The sequence below is a fragment of the Falsihalocynthiibacter sp. CO-5D18 genome (assembly GCF_041205445.1).
GTDB lineage: Bacteria > Pseudomonadota > Alphaproteobacteria > Rhodobacterales > Rhodobacteraceae > Falsihalocynthiibacter > Falsihalocynthiibacter arcticus.
Window position 1 is genome coordinate 163702 of sequence record NZ_JBGFCF010000005.1, and the last position, 15134, is coordinate 178835.

General features: G+C 52.4%; 15 protein-coding genes. 5 read left to right on the forward strand and 10 right to left on the reverse strand.

Annotation, left to right across the window (positions count from 1 at the left end; all coding sequences use genetic code 11):
- Positions 1-128: 128 nt before the first annotated feature.
- Positions 129-902 carry a 3-hydroxybutyrate dehydrogenase gene (locus tag AB9F27_RS08895; RefSeq protein ID WP_335585549.1) on the forward strand — a complete coding sequence of 258 codons (774 nt, stop codon included), beginning with the start codon at positions 129-131 and terminating at the stop codon, positions 900-902.
- On the opposite strand, the gene AB9F27_RS08900 is transcribed toward AB9F27_RS08895, so the two are convergent.
- The 3 genes from AB9F27_RS08900 to AB9F27_RS08910 all read right to left on the reverse strand — a co-directional run bounded on the left by AB9F27_RS08900 (position 899) and on the right by AB9F27_RS08910 (position 3592).
- On the reverse strand, positions 899-1678 hold the full coding sequence (locus AB9F27_RS08900) for a DUF502 domain-containing protein (protein WP_335585550.1): 780 nt from the start codon (positions 1676-1678) through the stop codon (positions 899-901). The two genes, AB9F27_RS08895 and AB9F27_RS08900, sit on opposite strands and share 4 nt — an antisense overlap.
- 103 nt (positions 1679-1781) lie before the next feature.
- Positions 1782-2693, reverse strand: a complete 912-nt coding sequence (locus AB9F27_RS08905; protein WP_335585551.1) for a pseudouridine-5'-phosphate glycosidase — start codon at positions 2691-2693, stop codon at positions 1782-1784.
- Positions 2690-3592 (reverse strand): PfkB family carbohydrate kinase, encoded by a 903-nt coding sequence (locus AB9F27_RS08910; protein WP_335585552.1) that lies wholly within the window; start codon positions 3590-3592, stop codon positions 2690-2692. Before AB9F27_RS08910 ends, AB9F27_RS08905 begins: the two co-directional genes overlap by 4 nt.
- A 263-nt stretch (positions 3593-3855) precedes the next feature.
- Between AB9F27_RS08910 and rpsB the strand changes: the two genes are divergently transcribed.
- Positions 3856-4614 carry a 30S ribosomal protein S2 gene (gene rpsB, locus AB9F27_RS08915; protein ID WP_039003567.1) on the forward strand — a complete coding sequence of 253 codons (759 nt, stop codon included), beginning with the start codon at positions 3856-3858 and terminating at the stop codon, positions 4612-4614.
- Between the two features lie 99 nt (positions 4615-4713).
- Positions 4714-5589 carry a translation elongation factor Ts gene (gene tsf / locus AB9F27_RS08920; RefSeq protein ID WP_039003568.1) on the forward strand — a complete coding sequence of 292 codons (876 nt, stop codon included), beginning with the start codon at positions 4714-4716 and terminating at the stop codon, positions 5587-5589.
- Positions 5590-5974: 385 nt separating this feature from the next.
- On the opposite strand, the gene AB9F27_RS08925 is transcribed toward tsf, so the two are convergent.
- Both AB9F27_RS08925 and aroQ read right to left on the reverse strand, forming a co-directional pair.
- Positions 5975-6724 carry a LuxR family transcriptional regulator gene (locus tag AB9F27_RS08925; RefSeq protein ID WP_335585553.1) on the reverse strand — a complete coding sequence of 250 codons (750 nt, stop codon included), beginning with the start codon at positions 6722-6724 and terminating at the stop codon, positions 5975-5977.
- Positions 6721-7167, reverse strand: coding sequence for a type II 3-dehydroquinate dehydratase (gene aroQ, locus AB9F27_RS08930; protein WP_335585554.1), 447 nt, complete (start codon positions 7165-7167; stop codon positions 6721-6723). The genes AB9F27_RS08925 and aroQ overlap by 4 nt, the downstream gene beginning before the upstream one ends.
- A gap of 1114 nt (positions 7168-8281) precedes the next feature.
- Between aroQ and AB9F27_RS08935 the strand changes: the two genes are divergently transcribed.
- Both AB9F27_RS08935 and AB9F27_RS08940 read left to right on the forward strand, forming a co-directional pair.
- Complete coding sequence (locus AB9F27_RS08935; RefSeq protein ID WP_335585555.1) at positions 8282-8980, forward strand: CheR family methyltransferase; 699 nt, start codon at positions 8282-8284, stop codon at positions 8978-8980.
- 5 nt (positions 8981-8985) lie between these two features.
- Entirely contained in the window at positions 8986-10068 is a 1083-nt protein-coding gene (locus AB9F27_RS08940; protein WP_335585556.1) for a chemotaxis response regulator protein-glutamate methylesterase, read from the forward strand.
- Between the two features lie 18 nt (positions 10069-10086).
- Here AB9F27_RS08940 and phoB read toward each other — a convergent pair whose 3' ends face one another.
- Genes phoB through pstC form a run of 5 tightly spaced genes read right to left on the reverse strand, consistent with a single transcriptional unit; the run spans position 10087 to position 15105 of the window.
- Complete coding sequence (gene phoB, locus AB9F27_RS08945) at positions 10087-10776, reverse strand: phosphate regulon transcriptional regulator PhoB (protein WP_335585557.1); 690 nt, start codon at positions 10774-10776, stop codon at positions 10087-10089.
- 12 nt (positions 10777-10788) lie between these two features.
- Entirely contained in the window at positions 10789-11496 is a 708-nt protein-coding gene (phoU, locus tag AB9F27_RS08950) for a phosphate signaling complex protein PhoU (RefSeq protein WP_335585558.1), read from the reverse strand.
- A 9-nt stretch (positions 11497-11505) separates the two neighbouring features.
- The gene (pstB, locus tag AB9F27_RS08955; RefSeq protein ID WP_039003401.1) at positions 11506-12303 is read right to left on the reverse strand and encodes a phosphate ABC transporter ATP-binding protein PstB; all 798 of its coding nucleotides are present in this window, start codon (positions 12301-12303) and stop codon (positions 11506-11508) included.
- 13 nt (positions 12304-12316) lie between these two features.
- Positions 12317-13648 (reverse strand): phosphate ABC transporter permease PstA, encoded by a 1332-nt coding sequence (gene pstA / locus AB9F27_RS08960; protein ID WP_335585559.1) that lies wholly within the window; start codon positions 13646-13648, stop codon positions 12317-12319.
- On the reverse strand, positions 13645-15105 hold the full coding sequence (pstC, locus tag AB9F27_RS08965) for a phosphate ABC transporter permease subunit PstC (protein ID WP_335585560.1): 1461 nt from the start codon (positions 15103-15105) through the stop codon (positions 13645-13647). Before pstC ends, pstA begins: the two co-directional genes overlap by 4 nt.
- Positions 15106-15134: the final 29 nt, after the last annotated feature.

A 15134-nucleotide genomic window follows, 5' to 3' on the forward strand; every position in this document is an offset into this window, starting at 1 on the left:
TTTGGTCTGAATTTCGGCAAAAGTTAATTTTTTTATCGGCGGAAAAACCCCCCATATACCTTAATTTCTTACGTGCATTTCGCAGTTGCAGCAATTAGGTTTCTTAGAAATTATCGCAAGGAGACCGCATGTTACTTTCTGGAAAAACCGCTGTTATCACAGGATCAAATTCGGGAATCGGTCTGGGAGTCGCTGATTCTCTGGCGGCAGCGGGCGCGGATATTGTGCTCAACTCTTTCACGGATCGCCCCGAAGACCATGAACTCGCTGACGCATTGGCGCGGCGCTACAAGGTTAACGTCCGCTACATCGCTGCGGATATGTCAAAAGCGCAAGATTGCCGCGATTTGATTTCCAAAGCGGGTAAATGCGATATCCTCGTGAATAACGCCGGTATTCAGCATGTCGCCTCGATTGATACCTTCCCGATGGATAAATGGGACGCGATCATCGCGATCAATCTCAGCTCGGCTTTTCACACCACTGCAATGGCCTTACCGATCATGCGGGCCGTAGGGTGGGGACGCATCATTAACATCGCTTCGGCGCATGGGTTAACGGCCTCGCCGTATAAATCGGCCTATGTCGCGGCGAAACACGGAGTTGTTGGCCTGACCAAGACCACAGGGCTTGAGACCGCGCGCGAACAGATCACCTGTAACGCGATTTGTCCGGGCTATGTGCTCACGCCGATTATTGAAGCGCAAATTCCCGATCAAATGGCCACCCATAATATGGATCGCGAAACGGTCATTCAGGATGTCATGCTGGCGCGTCAACCCAGCGGCGAGTTCGCAACGACAGAACAAATCGGCGTCACCGCCGTGTTCCTCTGTTCCGACGCGGCAAGCCAGATGACGGGCACCACGTTGAGCATCGACGGCGGTTGGACGGCGCTTTAGTCTTTCAATTCAGCCTCAACAGAGGCGTCGGATTTCTTTGCCTGAGCGAGCTGCTTTGCGGTGTCGCTCGGGTAGACAAGCCCTGCCGAGATCACAAGTTTCGCCGCATCCTCAACCGTCATGTCCAAAACAATCACATCGGCCGTTGGCACGAACAACAAATAGCCCGATGTCGGGTTTGGCGTGGTCGGAAGGAAAACCGACGTTACAGAATCTTGGTTGGGTACGCGGGTGCGAATTTCGCCTTTGGCTTGGGTCGAAATAAAGCCAATCGACCAGATACCCTTGCGGGGATACTCAATAAGACAGGAATGTTCAAAGCTGGTATCGGTTTGGGCAAAAACAGTTTCTGCTATTTGTTTCAACCCGTTATAGACCGACCTTACCACAGGCATACGATCAACGATCCGCTCGCCCCAGTGTAAAAGTGTGCGTCCCAACAAGCCTTTGGTTAGCCATCCAACAACGACCGTAAAGACTAAGAAAATGACGACGCCAAAGCCCGGGAACTTAGTATTTTCGCCCGTGGGGTAGGGTTGATCAAGCGCTGGTGCATTCCAGTTGACATAATTGCCAAGGTTGAAGTCCGGCACCCAACTATTTGGAACAAAAGGCAAAACCCAGCCATCGATCCAGCCAATGACTGTCCAGATCAACCAAAGTGTTACGGCGATTGGGGCAACCACGACCACTCCGGTCAGGAAGTTAGCGCGCGTTCTGGCAAATGCGCCGCGTTTGCGCGGCTTGCCCGCCGGATCGTGATCTTGGTCTTGCATCGACGCATGTCCTTTGTTTAGGCAATATGTAAAGCCTCGCAGGCCCGCTCACAAGAGAGGCCCGCTGCAAAAGTGTTGGTTTTCAGTTCTAAATACGAAGTGCCTAAGTTTTCGCCATTTCAACAGATATTTCAGCCGCAAGGCGCGCATTGTTGAGCACCAGCGCGATATTTGCCACAAGCGACTTGCCCTCCGTCAACTCAAAAATGCGGCCCAACAGGAACGGAGTGACCTCTTTGGCGGAAATGCCTTGCTCATTGGCCTCAGCAAGTGCCTGCGCGATTACGGGCGCTAAAACCTCGGCGGCGATTTCGGATTCTGCGGGGATGGGATTGGCGATCAACTGCCCCCCCGGAAGGCCCATCAATGTGCGCATTTTCTGGGCGCGGGCGATTTCGGCGGCGGAATCCATCCGCAGGGGCGCTGTCATATGCGAGGTTCTGGACCAGAACGCGGGCAGGGTATCTTGACCGACGGCGATCACAGGAACACCAAGGGTTTCAAGCACTTCGTAGGTTTTCTCAAGGTCAAGAATGGCCTTGGCCCCCGCGGCAACCACGGTTACGGCCGTTTCGGATAATTCGCGAAGGTCAGCGGAGATATCAAAGGTCAATTCCGCGCCCTTGTGGACACCACCGATGCCGCCGGTTGCGAAAACGCTGATGCCTGCGAGGTTGGCGGCGATCATCGTGGCGGCAACCGTCGTCGCGCCATAACCGCCATTCGCAAGCACCACGGCGATATCCGCGCGCGAGACTTTGGCGACGTTCTTGGCGGTGGCCAATTCGGTGAGTTCCGCGTCGGTTAGGCCGATATGCAGCTTGCCGTTCATCACCGCGATTGTCGCTGGGGTTGCGCCGTTTTCGCGCACACAATCCTCAACCAGACGCGCGGTTTCGATGTTTTGCGGATAGGGCATCCCGTGGGTGATAATCGTGCTTTCCAACGCAACAATTGGCGCACCGGCTTTGCGGGCGGCGGCAACATCGGGGGCAAGGACAATGGGTAGGCTCATAAGGGTGTTCCTCCGGAAACATAAATTGCGGCAGCTTGAAGAGCGGCTTTTAGCGCGTCCTCCCGCGGGGTACCACGGGATTCGCGCACGATATGGGCGGCCATAAAGGTATCGCCCGCGCCCGTCACCCGCGTCACGAGGACTTCGGGCGGGCATGCCATCACCAGACCCTCGGCGCTGCCATCACAGGCCTGTTTGCCACCATCGGTTACCAAAACCCGACGCGCACCGCGCGCAAGCAAGCCTTTGGCGGCAAGTTCGGCGGTATCAAAGCTGTGTTGGCACAAAAGCCCCGCTTCTTCGAGGTTCACATAGAGAGTGGCGCGGGTATGGTTGAGGAACGGGTGTAGGCGATCTGCCTTGCCCGGACTGGCAGGCGCAACACGTAGGTCCGCTTGGGCAAAAAGCGCGCTGGTGGCGATATTTTCAAGCAATGTGCGCGTGAGGTTACCATCAAGTGCAATGGAGCCTGTATAAGGAGACTCCATGCTGCCCAAACGCCCGTCGCTTAAAGGCCGCAGAATTTTGTCACCCGCCGCTTCGAGCGAATGTGCGTCAGCAATGGCTGCGATCAACCCGTTCGCGCCCTCAATCGCCATATAGCGGTCGGTGGGCAGGTCGGCGGAGCGATAGACATAGTCGGTATTGATCCCGAGTTGACGCGCAGCTTCCATAAGTTCGCTCCCTTGGCTGTCTTCGCCAATGGCCGTAAGGAGCGCGGGTGTTTGGCCAAACCGTGTTAGGGTCATGGCGATATTCATCGCAACCCCGCCCGGAAGGCGCGTAATGCGGCCCGGAACGTCCGAACCCATACGCATATGCGACGCCGCGCGGCCGATCACATCCCAAAGGACGGAACCAATCGTAAGAATTTCGGGTGTTTTGGAAGGTGCGTTCATAACACTTTGTCGCGTGAAGACGATAAAAGTGCAAGACGTGTTGAATACACCTATTCGGAGTAATTCTCGCTTATTTTGCGCATCCACCTGCTTAAAACGGGAAAATAGGCCTCGGGGACTTGCAGACTCAGGAAAGGTGAGCTAAATGCGCGCTACTTCACAGGCGAAACTAGGGCCGTGCGGGGAGAAATCCCGTACAGTCCACCGGTTGGGCACACGCCCTCAATGGTTTCGCTCAGGATAAACCGGAAAGGATTTATAGCATGGCGCTACCTGATTTTACCATGCGGCAGCTTCTTGAAGCTGGCGTTCACTTTGGCCACCAAACTCCTCGTTGGAACCCACGGATGGGTCCCTACATCTATGGTGCGCGTAACGGCATTCACATTCTCGACCTGACGCAAACTGTTCCTATGTTGGACCAGGCGCTTCAAGTTGTGCGCGATACTACTGCTAAAGGCGGTCGTGTTCTTTTTGTTGGCACAAAACGTCAGGCTCAAAAGCCTGTTGCTGAAGCTGCAGAAAAATGTGCGCAATACTTCATGAATCACCGCTGGCTTGGTGGCACGCTGACAAACTGGAAAACAGTTTCCGCGTCGATCAGCCGTCTGAAAACCTTTGACGAGAAACTCGAAAATGGCGGCGAAGGCCTCACCAAAAAAGAGCGTCTTGGCATGGAACGTCAGCAAGGCAAACTCCAAGCAAGCCTTGGTGGGATCCGCGAAATGGGCGGTGTTCCTGATCTGCTTTTCGTTATCGACGTCAACAAAGAGCAATTGGCCATCGCGGAAGCAAACAAATTGGGTATCCCTGTTGTTGCGATCGTTGACTCCAACTGCTCACCAGACGGTATCGACTATATCATTCCAGGTAACGATGACGCGGCACGCGCTATCGCGCTTTATACTGACCTTGTTGCGCGCGCAGCTTTGGACGGTATGACAGCACAAATGGGCGCTGCTGGCGTTGATTTGGGCGAGTTGGAAGAAGCTCTCGTTGAGGAAGTTGCTGTTGAGGCGTAAGCCCGCAGACTTTCTTTTCAACTGTCATTGAATTGACATAGAACGCGCCATATTTCTGGCGCGTTCTCCTATATAACACATTTTTTTAGGAGAGCCGATATGGCGATCACTGCTGCAATGGTTAAAGAGCTGCGCGACTCCACGGGCGCCGGCATGATGGACGCGAAAAAAGCGCTCGTCGAAACAGATGGCGCTATGGAGGCCGCTGTTGATTGGCTTCGCACCAAAGGTTTGGCGAAAGCTGCAAAGAAATCTGGCCGTACGGCTGCTGAAGGCCTTGTTGTCGTCGCAGTTTCCGGTGGCAAAGGCGTTGCTGTCGAAGTGAATTCTGAGACAGATTTCGTTTCCAAAAACGCAGACTTCCAAGCAATGGTTGCGAGCATTGCGACTGTTGCCCTGACTGTAAATGACGTTGATGCGTTGAATGCGGCCGAATTGAACGGCAAACCCGTCAGCGAAGTTGTACAAGACAAAGTTGCGACCATTGGCGAAAACATGAACGTGCGTCGCATGTCTGTTGTTGAAGGCGCATCTGTCGTGTCCTACGTCCATAACGCTGCAGCCCCGAACATGGGCAGCATCGGTGTTTTGGTTGCGTTGAGCGGCGAGAATGAAGCGTTCGGCAAGCAGGTTGCTATGCACGTAGCGGCCGCAAGCCCCGCATCTTTGGGCGAAGCTGATCTAGACCCAGCCTTCGTTGCACGCGAAAAAGCGATTTTGGTCGAGCAAGCCCGCGAAAGTGGCAAGCCTGAGCAAGTGATCGAAAAAATGATCGTTGGCCGGATGGCGAAATTCATGGGTGAAGTTACACTCTTGGGTCAAAGCTTCGTTGTGAATCCAGACCTCACTGTTGAAGCCGCAGCAAAAGAAGCTGGCGTTGAAATCCTTGGCTTTGTACGTCTCGCTGTTGGCGAAGGCATCGAAAAAGTCGAAGAAGATTTCGCAGCAGAAGTTATGAAAACTGTTAAAGGCTAAGGTTTAGGGCAGGGGGCTTTGTTCCCGTCTTAAGTTTGAAACGCCGGTCCCAATGGGCCGGCGTTTTGCATTGTGATTCAGACACACTTGGACTTTAGACACAAAAAAACAGTGCAATCCGGGCAGGACCACACTGTTTTCTCCGTCAAACCTGGTCCAATTGGGGATAGAACCAGACAATGTCGCAGCTACTCTTTGCGGACTATACGCTCAAGGACATGCAATTCGGTTTCCCGAGATAGTCGGTCATATCCTGTAATTGCAGGTATGACCGACCAATTGCTCCTAGCCAAAAAAGACTTCACTCACGGAACAAACCATTAATCGCCTGTTTGGCGACTGTTTAAAAGTATGGAAAACCATACCAACCTAACTTTATGACATGTTAGGTTGGTACAACAAAAATCTGCTTTTGAAAAGATGCTTTCAAAACGGCCTGTGTTGTTGTTTCTACCTCAAGCGCTTCACGAGCTAAACGGAGGTGTTTTTCTATAGTCTCAGGTTTGAGACCCATGATGGTTGCAATGTCTTGCGTGGTTTTCCCGTCGCCGACCCATTCCAAAACTTCTCTTTGTCTTTTGGTCAACAGATTGCGCGAATAGCTGTGCGGCAGGCTTTGGGCCTTTAGGTGAAAAATGGTACAAAGCGCATTGATAGTGCGGCCATGCGTCTCCCAAAGTGCGTCAACTTCTTCCTGTGTTACGCCCACGTCCGCCGTCAAAATCATAGCGGATTTTTCACGAGAACGGTCGCTCGGAAAGCTAATCGTATATCCCGCAAAAATGTTATGTTCTTTATTGAAATCAAGGGCTTCTTGCTGTTCCTTCGTCAAAGGACTTTGGCCGGTCGGGATTTGGGCACGACTCCAACTGATTGGGCCGGAATGTTGCAAAGCCCATTGCGCGATCGGCGAGCGAGCATAGTGCTCCTCGAAAATGAACCCGTTGGTGTAGGCTTCGGGGTGGTTGCTCAAAACCACTATATCATCTGGATTGCCAAATCGGTTATCGCCCCAAACGCGCGTAAATCCATACAACATTCTCCCAAAGCCAAATTCGGAAATTCGGGCGACATGGAGCTCCCAAAGGTCATCAAGTGTTTGGGCTTCTATGAGACTTTCGAGATAAGAATTCATGCAGTAGAACCCGCCAAATGCTTAACAAGAGCATCAATCGCAAGGATGTATCCGTGAGAGCCAAAACCGCAAATCTGGCCTAACGCCACAGGGGCAATGAAGGATTTATGCCGAAATGTTTCACGGGCGTGAATGTTTGACAGATGCACTTCGACCACGGGCAGGCTAACCGATGCGATGGCATCCATAAGGGCGACGGATGTGTGGGTGTAAGCGCCAGCGTTCAATACAACGCCTTTAAATTTGGATTTGGCGGCATGGAGCGCATCAATAAGGGCACCTTCATGATTGGATTGAAGGCACGAGATATCGATATCAAGCGCTTGCCCGTGGGTTTTACACATTTTCTCAACGTCAGAGAGCGTCTCACTTCCGTAGACTTCTGGCTGGCGGGTGCCCAGAAGATTTAGGTTCGGTCCGTTAAGAATTAGAATAGATGTCATAGCTACAAACCTTTTTTCAGTCCCATAATGAAACTTATATTGAGAAATTGAAAGATTTCCAATCAATTGTCGGCTATCTGTCTAGTTGGGTGGAATTGCAGTTGCATGGTAGGCGTTTCTAACAAGAAAGACACGTTTTAATCAAACGGTGCATATTTGACTGCACATTAATTTAACATAATACCAATTATACGCCTTATGGATGTGCGCGGGTGCGCGCTACCTCCAACTTCGACTTTTGTTAGAAAACAGTATTTTATCTAACAAGAGGAATCGGTGTGGGAACGACTTATGCTCAGTTAAGTCTCACAGAACAAAGCAGGTGTCCTTTTCATTGATTGCATAGCAATCAACTTCTAGGCTGTTGAATGTTGGAAGCACGCTAAAGTTCCTGTTGATGAGATTTCTAGCGTGTTGAAGTGCTGTCGATCAACAATTTACTGGGAACTGCGGCGTGATCGCTTCCTAGATGAATGCTTGCCTAAGAACGCGGCATACTACGGCTCTGTTGAAAACATCAATCCAAGGGCTAGACGTCTGCTGCTCCGCAAACGAGACATCCGAAGAATGTCGGATCACGATATCAAAAAAACAGTGACCGTCTCAAAACAATACTCCGCGTAAATGCCTCGGCTGGAAGACACCAGATGAAAGGGGCCGCGAAAAGATGATGGAGGAATTGCGATGAGCGCCCTACCCTAAAGCCCAACAAGATTCGCTTACACCTTTGCAAAAAAAAACAGGACCATTGAACTTGCTTGCGGCAATGAATTTTAATTTTCCTAATGCTTACTCACCGAATTAGGTCAATTTAATCAGTGTGATGCCATGTCCCGTAAAAAAATATGCAAAATTGAGATAATAAAGGAAACGGCCATTTACCAATCGTTTGGGAAATTCGTTCACTCCTATGGCCACCAAGTTGCACGCCGCGAGTACGGACGTAATCTAATTGCTGGACCTAAGAATGAATGTTGTACAAAGGCGCAGCTTTGCGCAAACACCGCTGTCCCAGAAGCACGCCGCAATCTTTATCGAGATTGCTGAACGCTTGTCTGGTAACCGGATCACGCCTGATCAAGTTGACTTCCTAACGCTGCGCGTGCGCAGACGGATGCGTGTTCATCGGGACGAAAGTTTTGAAGGTTACATCAGACGCGTTCAGGACGATCAAGTTGAAGAACACGCGTTAATGGAGAGCCTCGTAACGCATACTACGGATTTTTTTCGCGAACCTGCGCATTTTAAATGGCTCCGGAATGGGGGGCTAAACCGGCTCTCCGATGGTAAACCCGCCTCTTGTCTCAATGTTTGGAGTGCCGCATGCTCGTTGGGGTCCGAACTTTGGAGTACAGCAATAGAAATCGCGCAGTTTCAAGAGGATGCGGGCGTTCCTTATTGTGCAAATCTCGTTGGAACTGATATTTCCAAGACCATTCTCGCACGCGCAAAAGCTGCAATTTTCAGTGCAGAGGAAATCAGCGGCCTTCCGGCGCAGTATCGGTCAAAATATTTGCAACGGAATTGCACCGAAAATCAAAAATTTCGCATTGCTGCGCCGCTTTTGGAGTCCGCCAGTTTTGTTGCGCATAATTTATTGACTCCGCCGTTGTTTAGCACACCTCAATTCGATTTAGCACTCCTGCGTAACGTATTGTTATATTTCAACAAGGACGACCAGCAGCGCGTTTTTAACCACGTACTTTCTCGCCTACGGCCCGGTGGAATACTGATGATTGGGCACACTGAAGTTCTTTCGATTGAAACCATTGGTACCAAGCGTGTAGGTCCAGCAATTTTTATAAAGGAATAGAGGAAATGAACGTCTCCCTTCCCAAATACCGTGTCCTAATTGTCGATGACAGCGCCTTTTTTCGCAAAGCAATTGAAATGATCCTATCAAAAGACCGACGCCTAGAGGTGGTTGGATGTGCGAAGGATGCCTTCGAGGCCAAACAAATGGTTGATAGTTTACAGCCTGACGTCATTACTTTGGATGTTGAAATGCCAAAAATGGACGGCCTTGAGTTTCTACGCCGCCTGATGGCCCACCGGCCGATTCCTGTCGTGATGTGTTCAACGATTGTCACCAAAGGATCCGATTTACTGATGCAAGCCTTAGAAATGGGCGCTGTGGGGGTGATTGAAAAAGGATTGGTGGGCAATGGGCGTCACGCGGCCGATTTACAAATGCAGATATGTGACACCGTGCGCGGAGCAGCATTGGCAAAGTTGCAAAAAAGATCTCGAAATATTGCTCAAAACCCGGACGCTATAAAAAGCTACGCGCTTGATCCAAAAGAGGTAAAACGTGTTGAAAACTCTCTATCGGTCCTTGGTGTTGGATCTTCGACGGGCGGCCCAGAGGCTCTTAAAACACTTTTAGGAGGGATGCCGTCCAATTGCCCACCGATTGTCATGGTGCAACATATGCCCGAGGTTTTTACCGGGCCATTTGCGAAGCGCCTCAACAAATACGCCCCCATGGACGTGCGTGAAGCCAAGCAGGGAGACGTTCTGCGAAACGGCCTCGCCCTCCTCGCGCCCGGGTCTCATCACATGGAAATTATGTACAACCCTCTGAATTCAAAGGAAATGATCGTTTCTTTGAATGAAGGTGGTCTTGTGTCGCGGCATCGCCCCTCGGTGGACGTGCTTTTCCGCTCTCTGGCTACAAATATTGGCAAACGCGCAACGGGAGTTATTTTGACAGGCATGGGGCAGGATGGCGCTGATGGTCTGCTCGAAATGCGGCAGACCGGATCGCGTACCTATGGCCAAGATCAAGAAAGTTGCGTGGTTTATGGAATGCCTAAAGTTGCGAAGTCTATCGGGGCCGTTGAACGCGAGCTTCCCCTTACCAGCCTTGCGAAAGCAGTGTTAACGCAGGCCGCTCCTTAAGCGCCCTGCCCTAATGCGTTATCCCAATGCATAGCCTGCACCGCGCACGGTTCGGATTAAATCTTCCGAACCTTTGATGCTCAAGGCCTTGCGCAGGCGCCCAATATGAACGTCAACCGTGCGCGTATCAACATAGATATCGCGCCCCCAAACCCGATCCAAAAGCTGCTCGCGGCTGTAAACCCGACCCGGTTTTTCCATGAAGGTCACCAACAAGCGAAACTCTGTCGGACCAAGCTTCAACTCTTGACCGGCACGGAAAACCTTGTGGCTTTCACTATTGAGCACAACGTTTTCAAACTCTAGCGTTTGCCCAACGGCGGCGGGGCGTGTGCGCCTCAGATTGTTGCGCACGCGGGCCATCAGCTCGGCCACCGAATAGGGTTTCACAACATAATCATCGGCGCCATTTTCCAATCCCCGCACGCGGTCAACCTCTTCGCTGCGCGCAGAAAGCATAATGACGGGTACATCACGGGTTTCGGCCCGTGACTTCAACCGGCGACAAATTTCAATGCCAGACACATTCGGTAGCATCCAATCAAGAAGTACCAAATCGGGGTTTTCTTCACGCACCATCAAAAGGGCTTCTTCCCCGTTCACGGCCTTGAATACTTCGTAACCTTCGGCTTCAAGATTATACACGAGGACTTCGCGTTGTGCGGGCTCATCTTCGACAACGAGGACGGATGGTTTGTCTGCGGACATTCAATTAATCCTTTACAAATCAAGATTATAGGACGGCATTGATCCTTTGATGCGCTCTTCAGCGGGCATTTCACCGGTCACAAGATAGATAACCTGTTCTGCAATTGACGTGGTGTGGTCGCCCATGCGTTCGATGTTTTTTGCAATAAAATGCAGGTGCATACAGGCGGTAATGTTGCGTGGGTCTTCCATCATGAAGGTGAGGAATTCGCGAAACAGGGCGTTGTACATTTGGTCAACTTCTTGATCACGGCGGCGCACATCTTCTGCCATTGCGACGTCGCGTTGAACGAAGGCGTCCAAAGCATCGCGCAGCATGTGTTCCACTTCACGCCCCATGCGCCGGATTGCGCCGGATGCGCCGTCAATATCGGGCATTTGAACGAGGGACGACGTACGTTTTCCAAGGTTTTTGGCATAGTCCCCGACCCGCTCAAGGTTCCCCGCGAGTTTCATCACTGTCAGAACCGTGCGCAGGTCCGTTGCCGTGGGCGAGCGCAACGCAATGACACGCGCCGCTTCGGAATTTACCTGATCTTCGAGGGCGTCAATGGCTTTGTCGCGGTGTCGCACTTGCTGTGCAAGCTCCTCGTCACGGTCTTCCAATGCTCTGGTTGCATCGGAAATGGCCACCTCAACAAGGCCGCCCATTTTCATGATAAGTGCTTGAATGCTTTCAAGATCACGGTCGAACGAGGATACGATGTGTTGTTCTTGCATGGGGGTCTCCTAACCGATCCGGCCTGAAATATAGGCCTCCGTACGGGGATCAACGGGGTTGGTGAAAATACTGTCAGTCGCGCCAAATTCAACGAGGTTTCCAAGGTGGAAAAACGCTGTTTTCTGGCTCACACGGGCGGCTTGCTGCATGGAGTGCGTTACGATAACCACAGAAAAGTTGGAGCGCAATTCGTCGATGAGTTCCTCAACCTGCGCGGTTGCAATGGGATCAAGCGCCGAACATGGTTCATCCATCAGGAGCACTTCTGGGCTGGTCGCGATGGCGCGGGCGATGCACAAACGTTGTTGCTGGCCGCCCGAAAGGCCCGTTCCGGGGGCGAGAAGACGGTCTTTGACCTCTTCCCAAAGCGCGGCTTTGCGCAGGCTGTCTTCGACAATCTGGTCAAGCTCGGTTTTGTTTGCGGCCATCCCGTGAATTTTCGGGCCATAGGCCACATTGTCATAGATCGATTTCGGGAAGGGATTTGGCTTTTGAAACACCATGCCGACCTTGGCCCGCAATTGAACAGGGTCCACTTTTGCGTCATAGATGTCTTCATTGTCCAGCAAGATTTTGCCTTCCACCCGACAAATATCAATCGTGTCGTTCATGCGGTTCAAACAGCGCAGGAAGGTGGATTTTCCACACCCCGACGGACCAATAAAGGCCGTAACGGTTTGGGCAGAGATCTCGACGTTTACGTCCTTAAGCGCTTGAGTCTCTCCGTAATAGACCTGCACATTTGCCGCAGAAATCTTGGTTTTTTGATCACTCACGACTCTCTCCATCATTCTCATATCATTCATTTTTGCGCCCTCTCTACCAGCGGCGTTCAAAGCGGCGGCGCAACATAACTGCCCCTGCGTTTATCACAATCAGCATTAACAACAGTACGATAATCGCGCCGGAAGCCCGCTCAAAGAAGGCCGGATCAGCCCGTTGTGTCCAATTATAAACCTGCACAGGAAGCGCCGATGCCGGATCAAACAGGCCTTCTGGCGGCGCACCCGGGAATTCGCGCACAAAGGCGACCATCCCGATGAGCAACAAGGGCGCGGTTTCGCCGAGGGCTTGCGCAAGGCCAATAATCGTACCCGTCAAAATACCCGGTGCCGCGAGGGGCAACACGTGGTGGAAGACGGCCTGCATCTTGCTGGCGCCGACCCCCAACGCCGCGTCGCGGATGCTTGGCGGTACAGATTTCAGGCTGGCGCGGGTCGAGATGATAATCGTGGGAAGCGTCATCAGTGTCAGGACCAAGCCGCCGACAATCGGTGCCGATTGCGGTAGGCCCGCGAAGTTAATGAAAATCGCCAGTCCAAGGATACCGAACACAATCGAGGGGACCGCAGCGAGGTTGCTGATGTTGACCTCAATAAAATCCGTCCAGCGGTTCTTGGGCGCAAATTCTTCCAGATAGATGCTGGCTGTTACCCCGATTGGCAGGGCCAAAAGCAACACAACCCCCATCATATAAAGGCTACCCAAGATCGCGACGCCAAGGCCTGCCGCTTCGGGGCGCTGGTCTGAGGCGTCGGGGGCTGTGATGAAGCCCCAGTTGAAACGGGTTACTATATCGCCAGATTTCTTCAAAGCATCTGCGGCGAGGAGTTGTTCCGGCGTGACGTTTTGATCTAAGGCCGCGCTTTCTAGCGACACGCGGTCCTTGTAATAGCCATCGACCCGACCATCCGCCAAAACGTTGATTGTGATGGTTTGGCCTATGAGGTTTGGGTTGCTCAACACCATATTGCGCACTTGCGCGGGGGCTTCTTTGGAAATCATCCCGCTTGCTTCTTTTTTAGACAGATCGGTGACGCCCGCTGCTGCCAGTTTTTCCAACAAGGCTGTGGTCAGGAGTGGCGCGTAGGTGATCGTTGAAGCTTTTTTCATCACCTCCAAATCACGCACGCCGGATTTGTCGAGCTTGCTTTCGAGAAGGTCCACATTCAGCGTGATAAAGGTCTGGCGAAATGCGCCCGCGCCGTTGCTCACAATCGACGTGACCAAAACAATGAGGGCAAGAAGGCCCACACTGATCGCTGCCATTCCGTAATAGCGAAACCGTCTCTCGGCTGCGTTGCGCTTTTTCACGCGGTCGGTTTGCACATACAGCGAGGCCGATGGACGGTTGGTTGAAAAATCGCTCATTCGTACTGTTCCCGATATTTGCGCACGATATAGAGGGCGATAACATTCAGCCCCAACGTGATGGTAAAGAGGGTAAGGCCAAGCGCAAAAGCGACGAGCGTTTCTGGGCTGGCAAAGTCGGTATCGCCTGTCAATTGGCTGACGATTTTAACGGTCACGGTTGTCATGGCCTCAAAGGGATTGAGCGACAAGCGGGCCGCGGCCCCTGCCCCCATCACCACGATCATGGTTTCGCCAATGGCGCGACTGGCCGCGAGCAAAACCGCGCCCACAATGCCCGGAAGCGCTGCTGGCACCACAACTTGGCGGATGGTTTCGGACTTTGTGGCGCCGAGGCCAAGCGAGGCATCGCGCATGGTTTGAGGTACCGCGTTGATGATGTCATCCGACAGCGAACTCACGAAGGGAATAAGCATGATCCCCATCACAAGCCCCGCCGTCATCACCGACGCACTGCTTTCACCAAGACCCAAAGGTTGCGCGAAATGATCCCGCAGCATCGGGCCAACTGTCACCAGAGCAAACAGGCCGTAAACAATCGTCGGAATACCCGCGAGAACTTCGATCAGAGGTTTGGCAATGGCGCGGGTTTTAGGGCCTGCATATTCAGACATATAGATCGCGGCGAACAACCCCACAGGCACCGCGAAAAGGAGCGCGATGAAGCTGATATAAAGCGTGCCCCAGAGGAGCGGCAGGATACCAAGGTCGCTGTCCCCCCGAAAATTCGGTGCCCAGTTGGTTCCAAAGAAGAACTGAACGAACGGGTACTGAAAGAAGAAATTGCGCGTTTCAAACAACATGGAAAGCACGATGCCCGCTGTGGTGAAGATCGCGATGGAGGCTGAAAAAATCAACATCAGTTTGATGGCGGCTTCTACACGATTACGGGCGCGGAAATCCTTGGTGATCTTGCTGAGTGCATAAATCAGCCCTGCAATGGTCGCCCCAATACTCGCGAGAGACAACCAAAACCGGCCAGTTGCACTTAGCTTGCGCATCTCTTGTGCGGCCTCAAGAATCGCAGGTTCGACCGCTTGCCCGACCGCCACGCCGTATGATCCGAGTGTGTCTTTGAGCGCTTCTGGCGTGCCAGAAAGCGTATGCGACGCCTCCCAATCCAACACGCCGCGTGCAACGGCTGAATCAAGCCCGTCAGCAATGCGGTGCACGTCGCTTAGGACCAAGCTGCTCGCGGCACCCGCATCAAGGAGTTGAGTTTCTAGGGAGGATTTAACTGCGTTTTCGACAAAGAATGGCTGGATGAAAAGCCACACCAGCAAAACAAAAATCCCCGAGAGAAACGCCGTGCCTGCTGCGAAACTCCCGTAATAGATCGGGAGCGAATGGAGGAGCTTTGAACTCCCGTTGGCGGACGCGAGGGCGCGTTTGCGACCCAACATGTAGCCAAGGGCCGAGAGCGCAAGGATCGTGATGATTATCCAAAATACCGGCATATTCATTCCGTCAAATAAGAAAGGAGCCG

Excerpts from the sequence above, each read along its gene's own strand:
- AB9F27_RS08895 (WP_335585549.1), top strand. The coding sequence starts at position 129 with ATGTTACTTTCTGGAAAAACCGCTGTTATCACAGGATCAAATTCGGGA.
- AB9F27_RS08900 (WP_335585550.1), bottom strand. The coding sequence starts at position 1,678 with ATGCAAGACCAAGATCACGATCCGGCGGGCAAGCCGCGCAAACGCGGC.
- AB9F27_RS08905 (WP_335585551.1), bottom strand. The coding sequence starts at position 2,693 with ATGAGCCTACCCATTGTCCTTGCCCCCGATGTTGCCGCCGCCCGCAAA.
- AB9F27_RS08910 (WP_335585552.1), bottom strand. The coding sequence starts at position 3,592 with ATGAACGCACCTTCCAAAACACCCGAAATTCTTACGATTGGTTCCGTC.
- rpsB (WP_039003567.1), top strand. The coding sequence starts at position 3,856 with ATGGCGCTACCTGATTTTACCATGCGGCAGCTTCTTGAAGCTGGCGTT.
- tsf (WP_039003568.1), top strand. The coding sequence starts at position 4,714 with ATGGCGATCACTGCTGCAATGGTTAAAGAGCTGCGCGACTCCACGGGC.
- AB9F27_RS08925 (WP_335585553.1), bottom strand. The coding sequence starts at position 6,724 with ATGAATTCTTATCTCGAAAGTCTCATAGAAGCCCAAACACTTGATGAC.
- aroQ (WP_335585554.1), bottom strand. The coding sequence starts at position 7,167 with ATGACATCTATTCTAATTCTTAACGGACCGAACCTAAATCTTCTGGGC.
- AB9F27_RS08935 (WP_335585555.1), top strand. The coding sequence starts at position 8,282 with ATGCGTGTTCATCGGGACGAAAGTTTTGAAGGTTACATCAGACGCGTT.
- AB9F27_RS08940 (WP_335585556.1), top strand. The coding sequence starts at position 8,986 with ATGAACGTCTCCCTTCCCAAATACCGTGTCCTAATTGTCGATGACAGC.
- phoB (WP_335585557.1), bottom strand. The coding sequence starts at position 10,776 with ATGTCCGCAGACAAACCATCCGTCCTCGTTGTCGAAGATGAGCCCGCA.
- phoU (WP_335585558.1), bottom strand. The coding sequence starts at position 11,496 with ATGCAAGAACAACACATCGTATCCTCGTTCGACCGTGATCTTGAAAGC.
- pstB (WP_039003401.1), bottom strand. The coding sequence starts at position 12,303 with ATGAATGATATGAGAATGATGGAGAGAGTCGTGAGTGATCAAAAAACC.
- pstA (WP_335585559.1), bottom strand. The coding sequence starts at position 13,648 with ATGAGCGATTTTTCAACCAACCGTCCATCGGCCTCGCTGTATGTGCAA.
- pstC (WP_335585560.1), bottom strand. The coding sequence starts at position 15,105 with ATGCCGGTATTTTGGATAATCATCACGATCCTTGCGCTCTCGGCCCTT.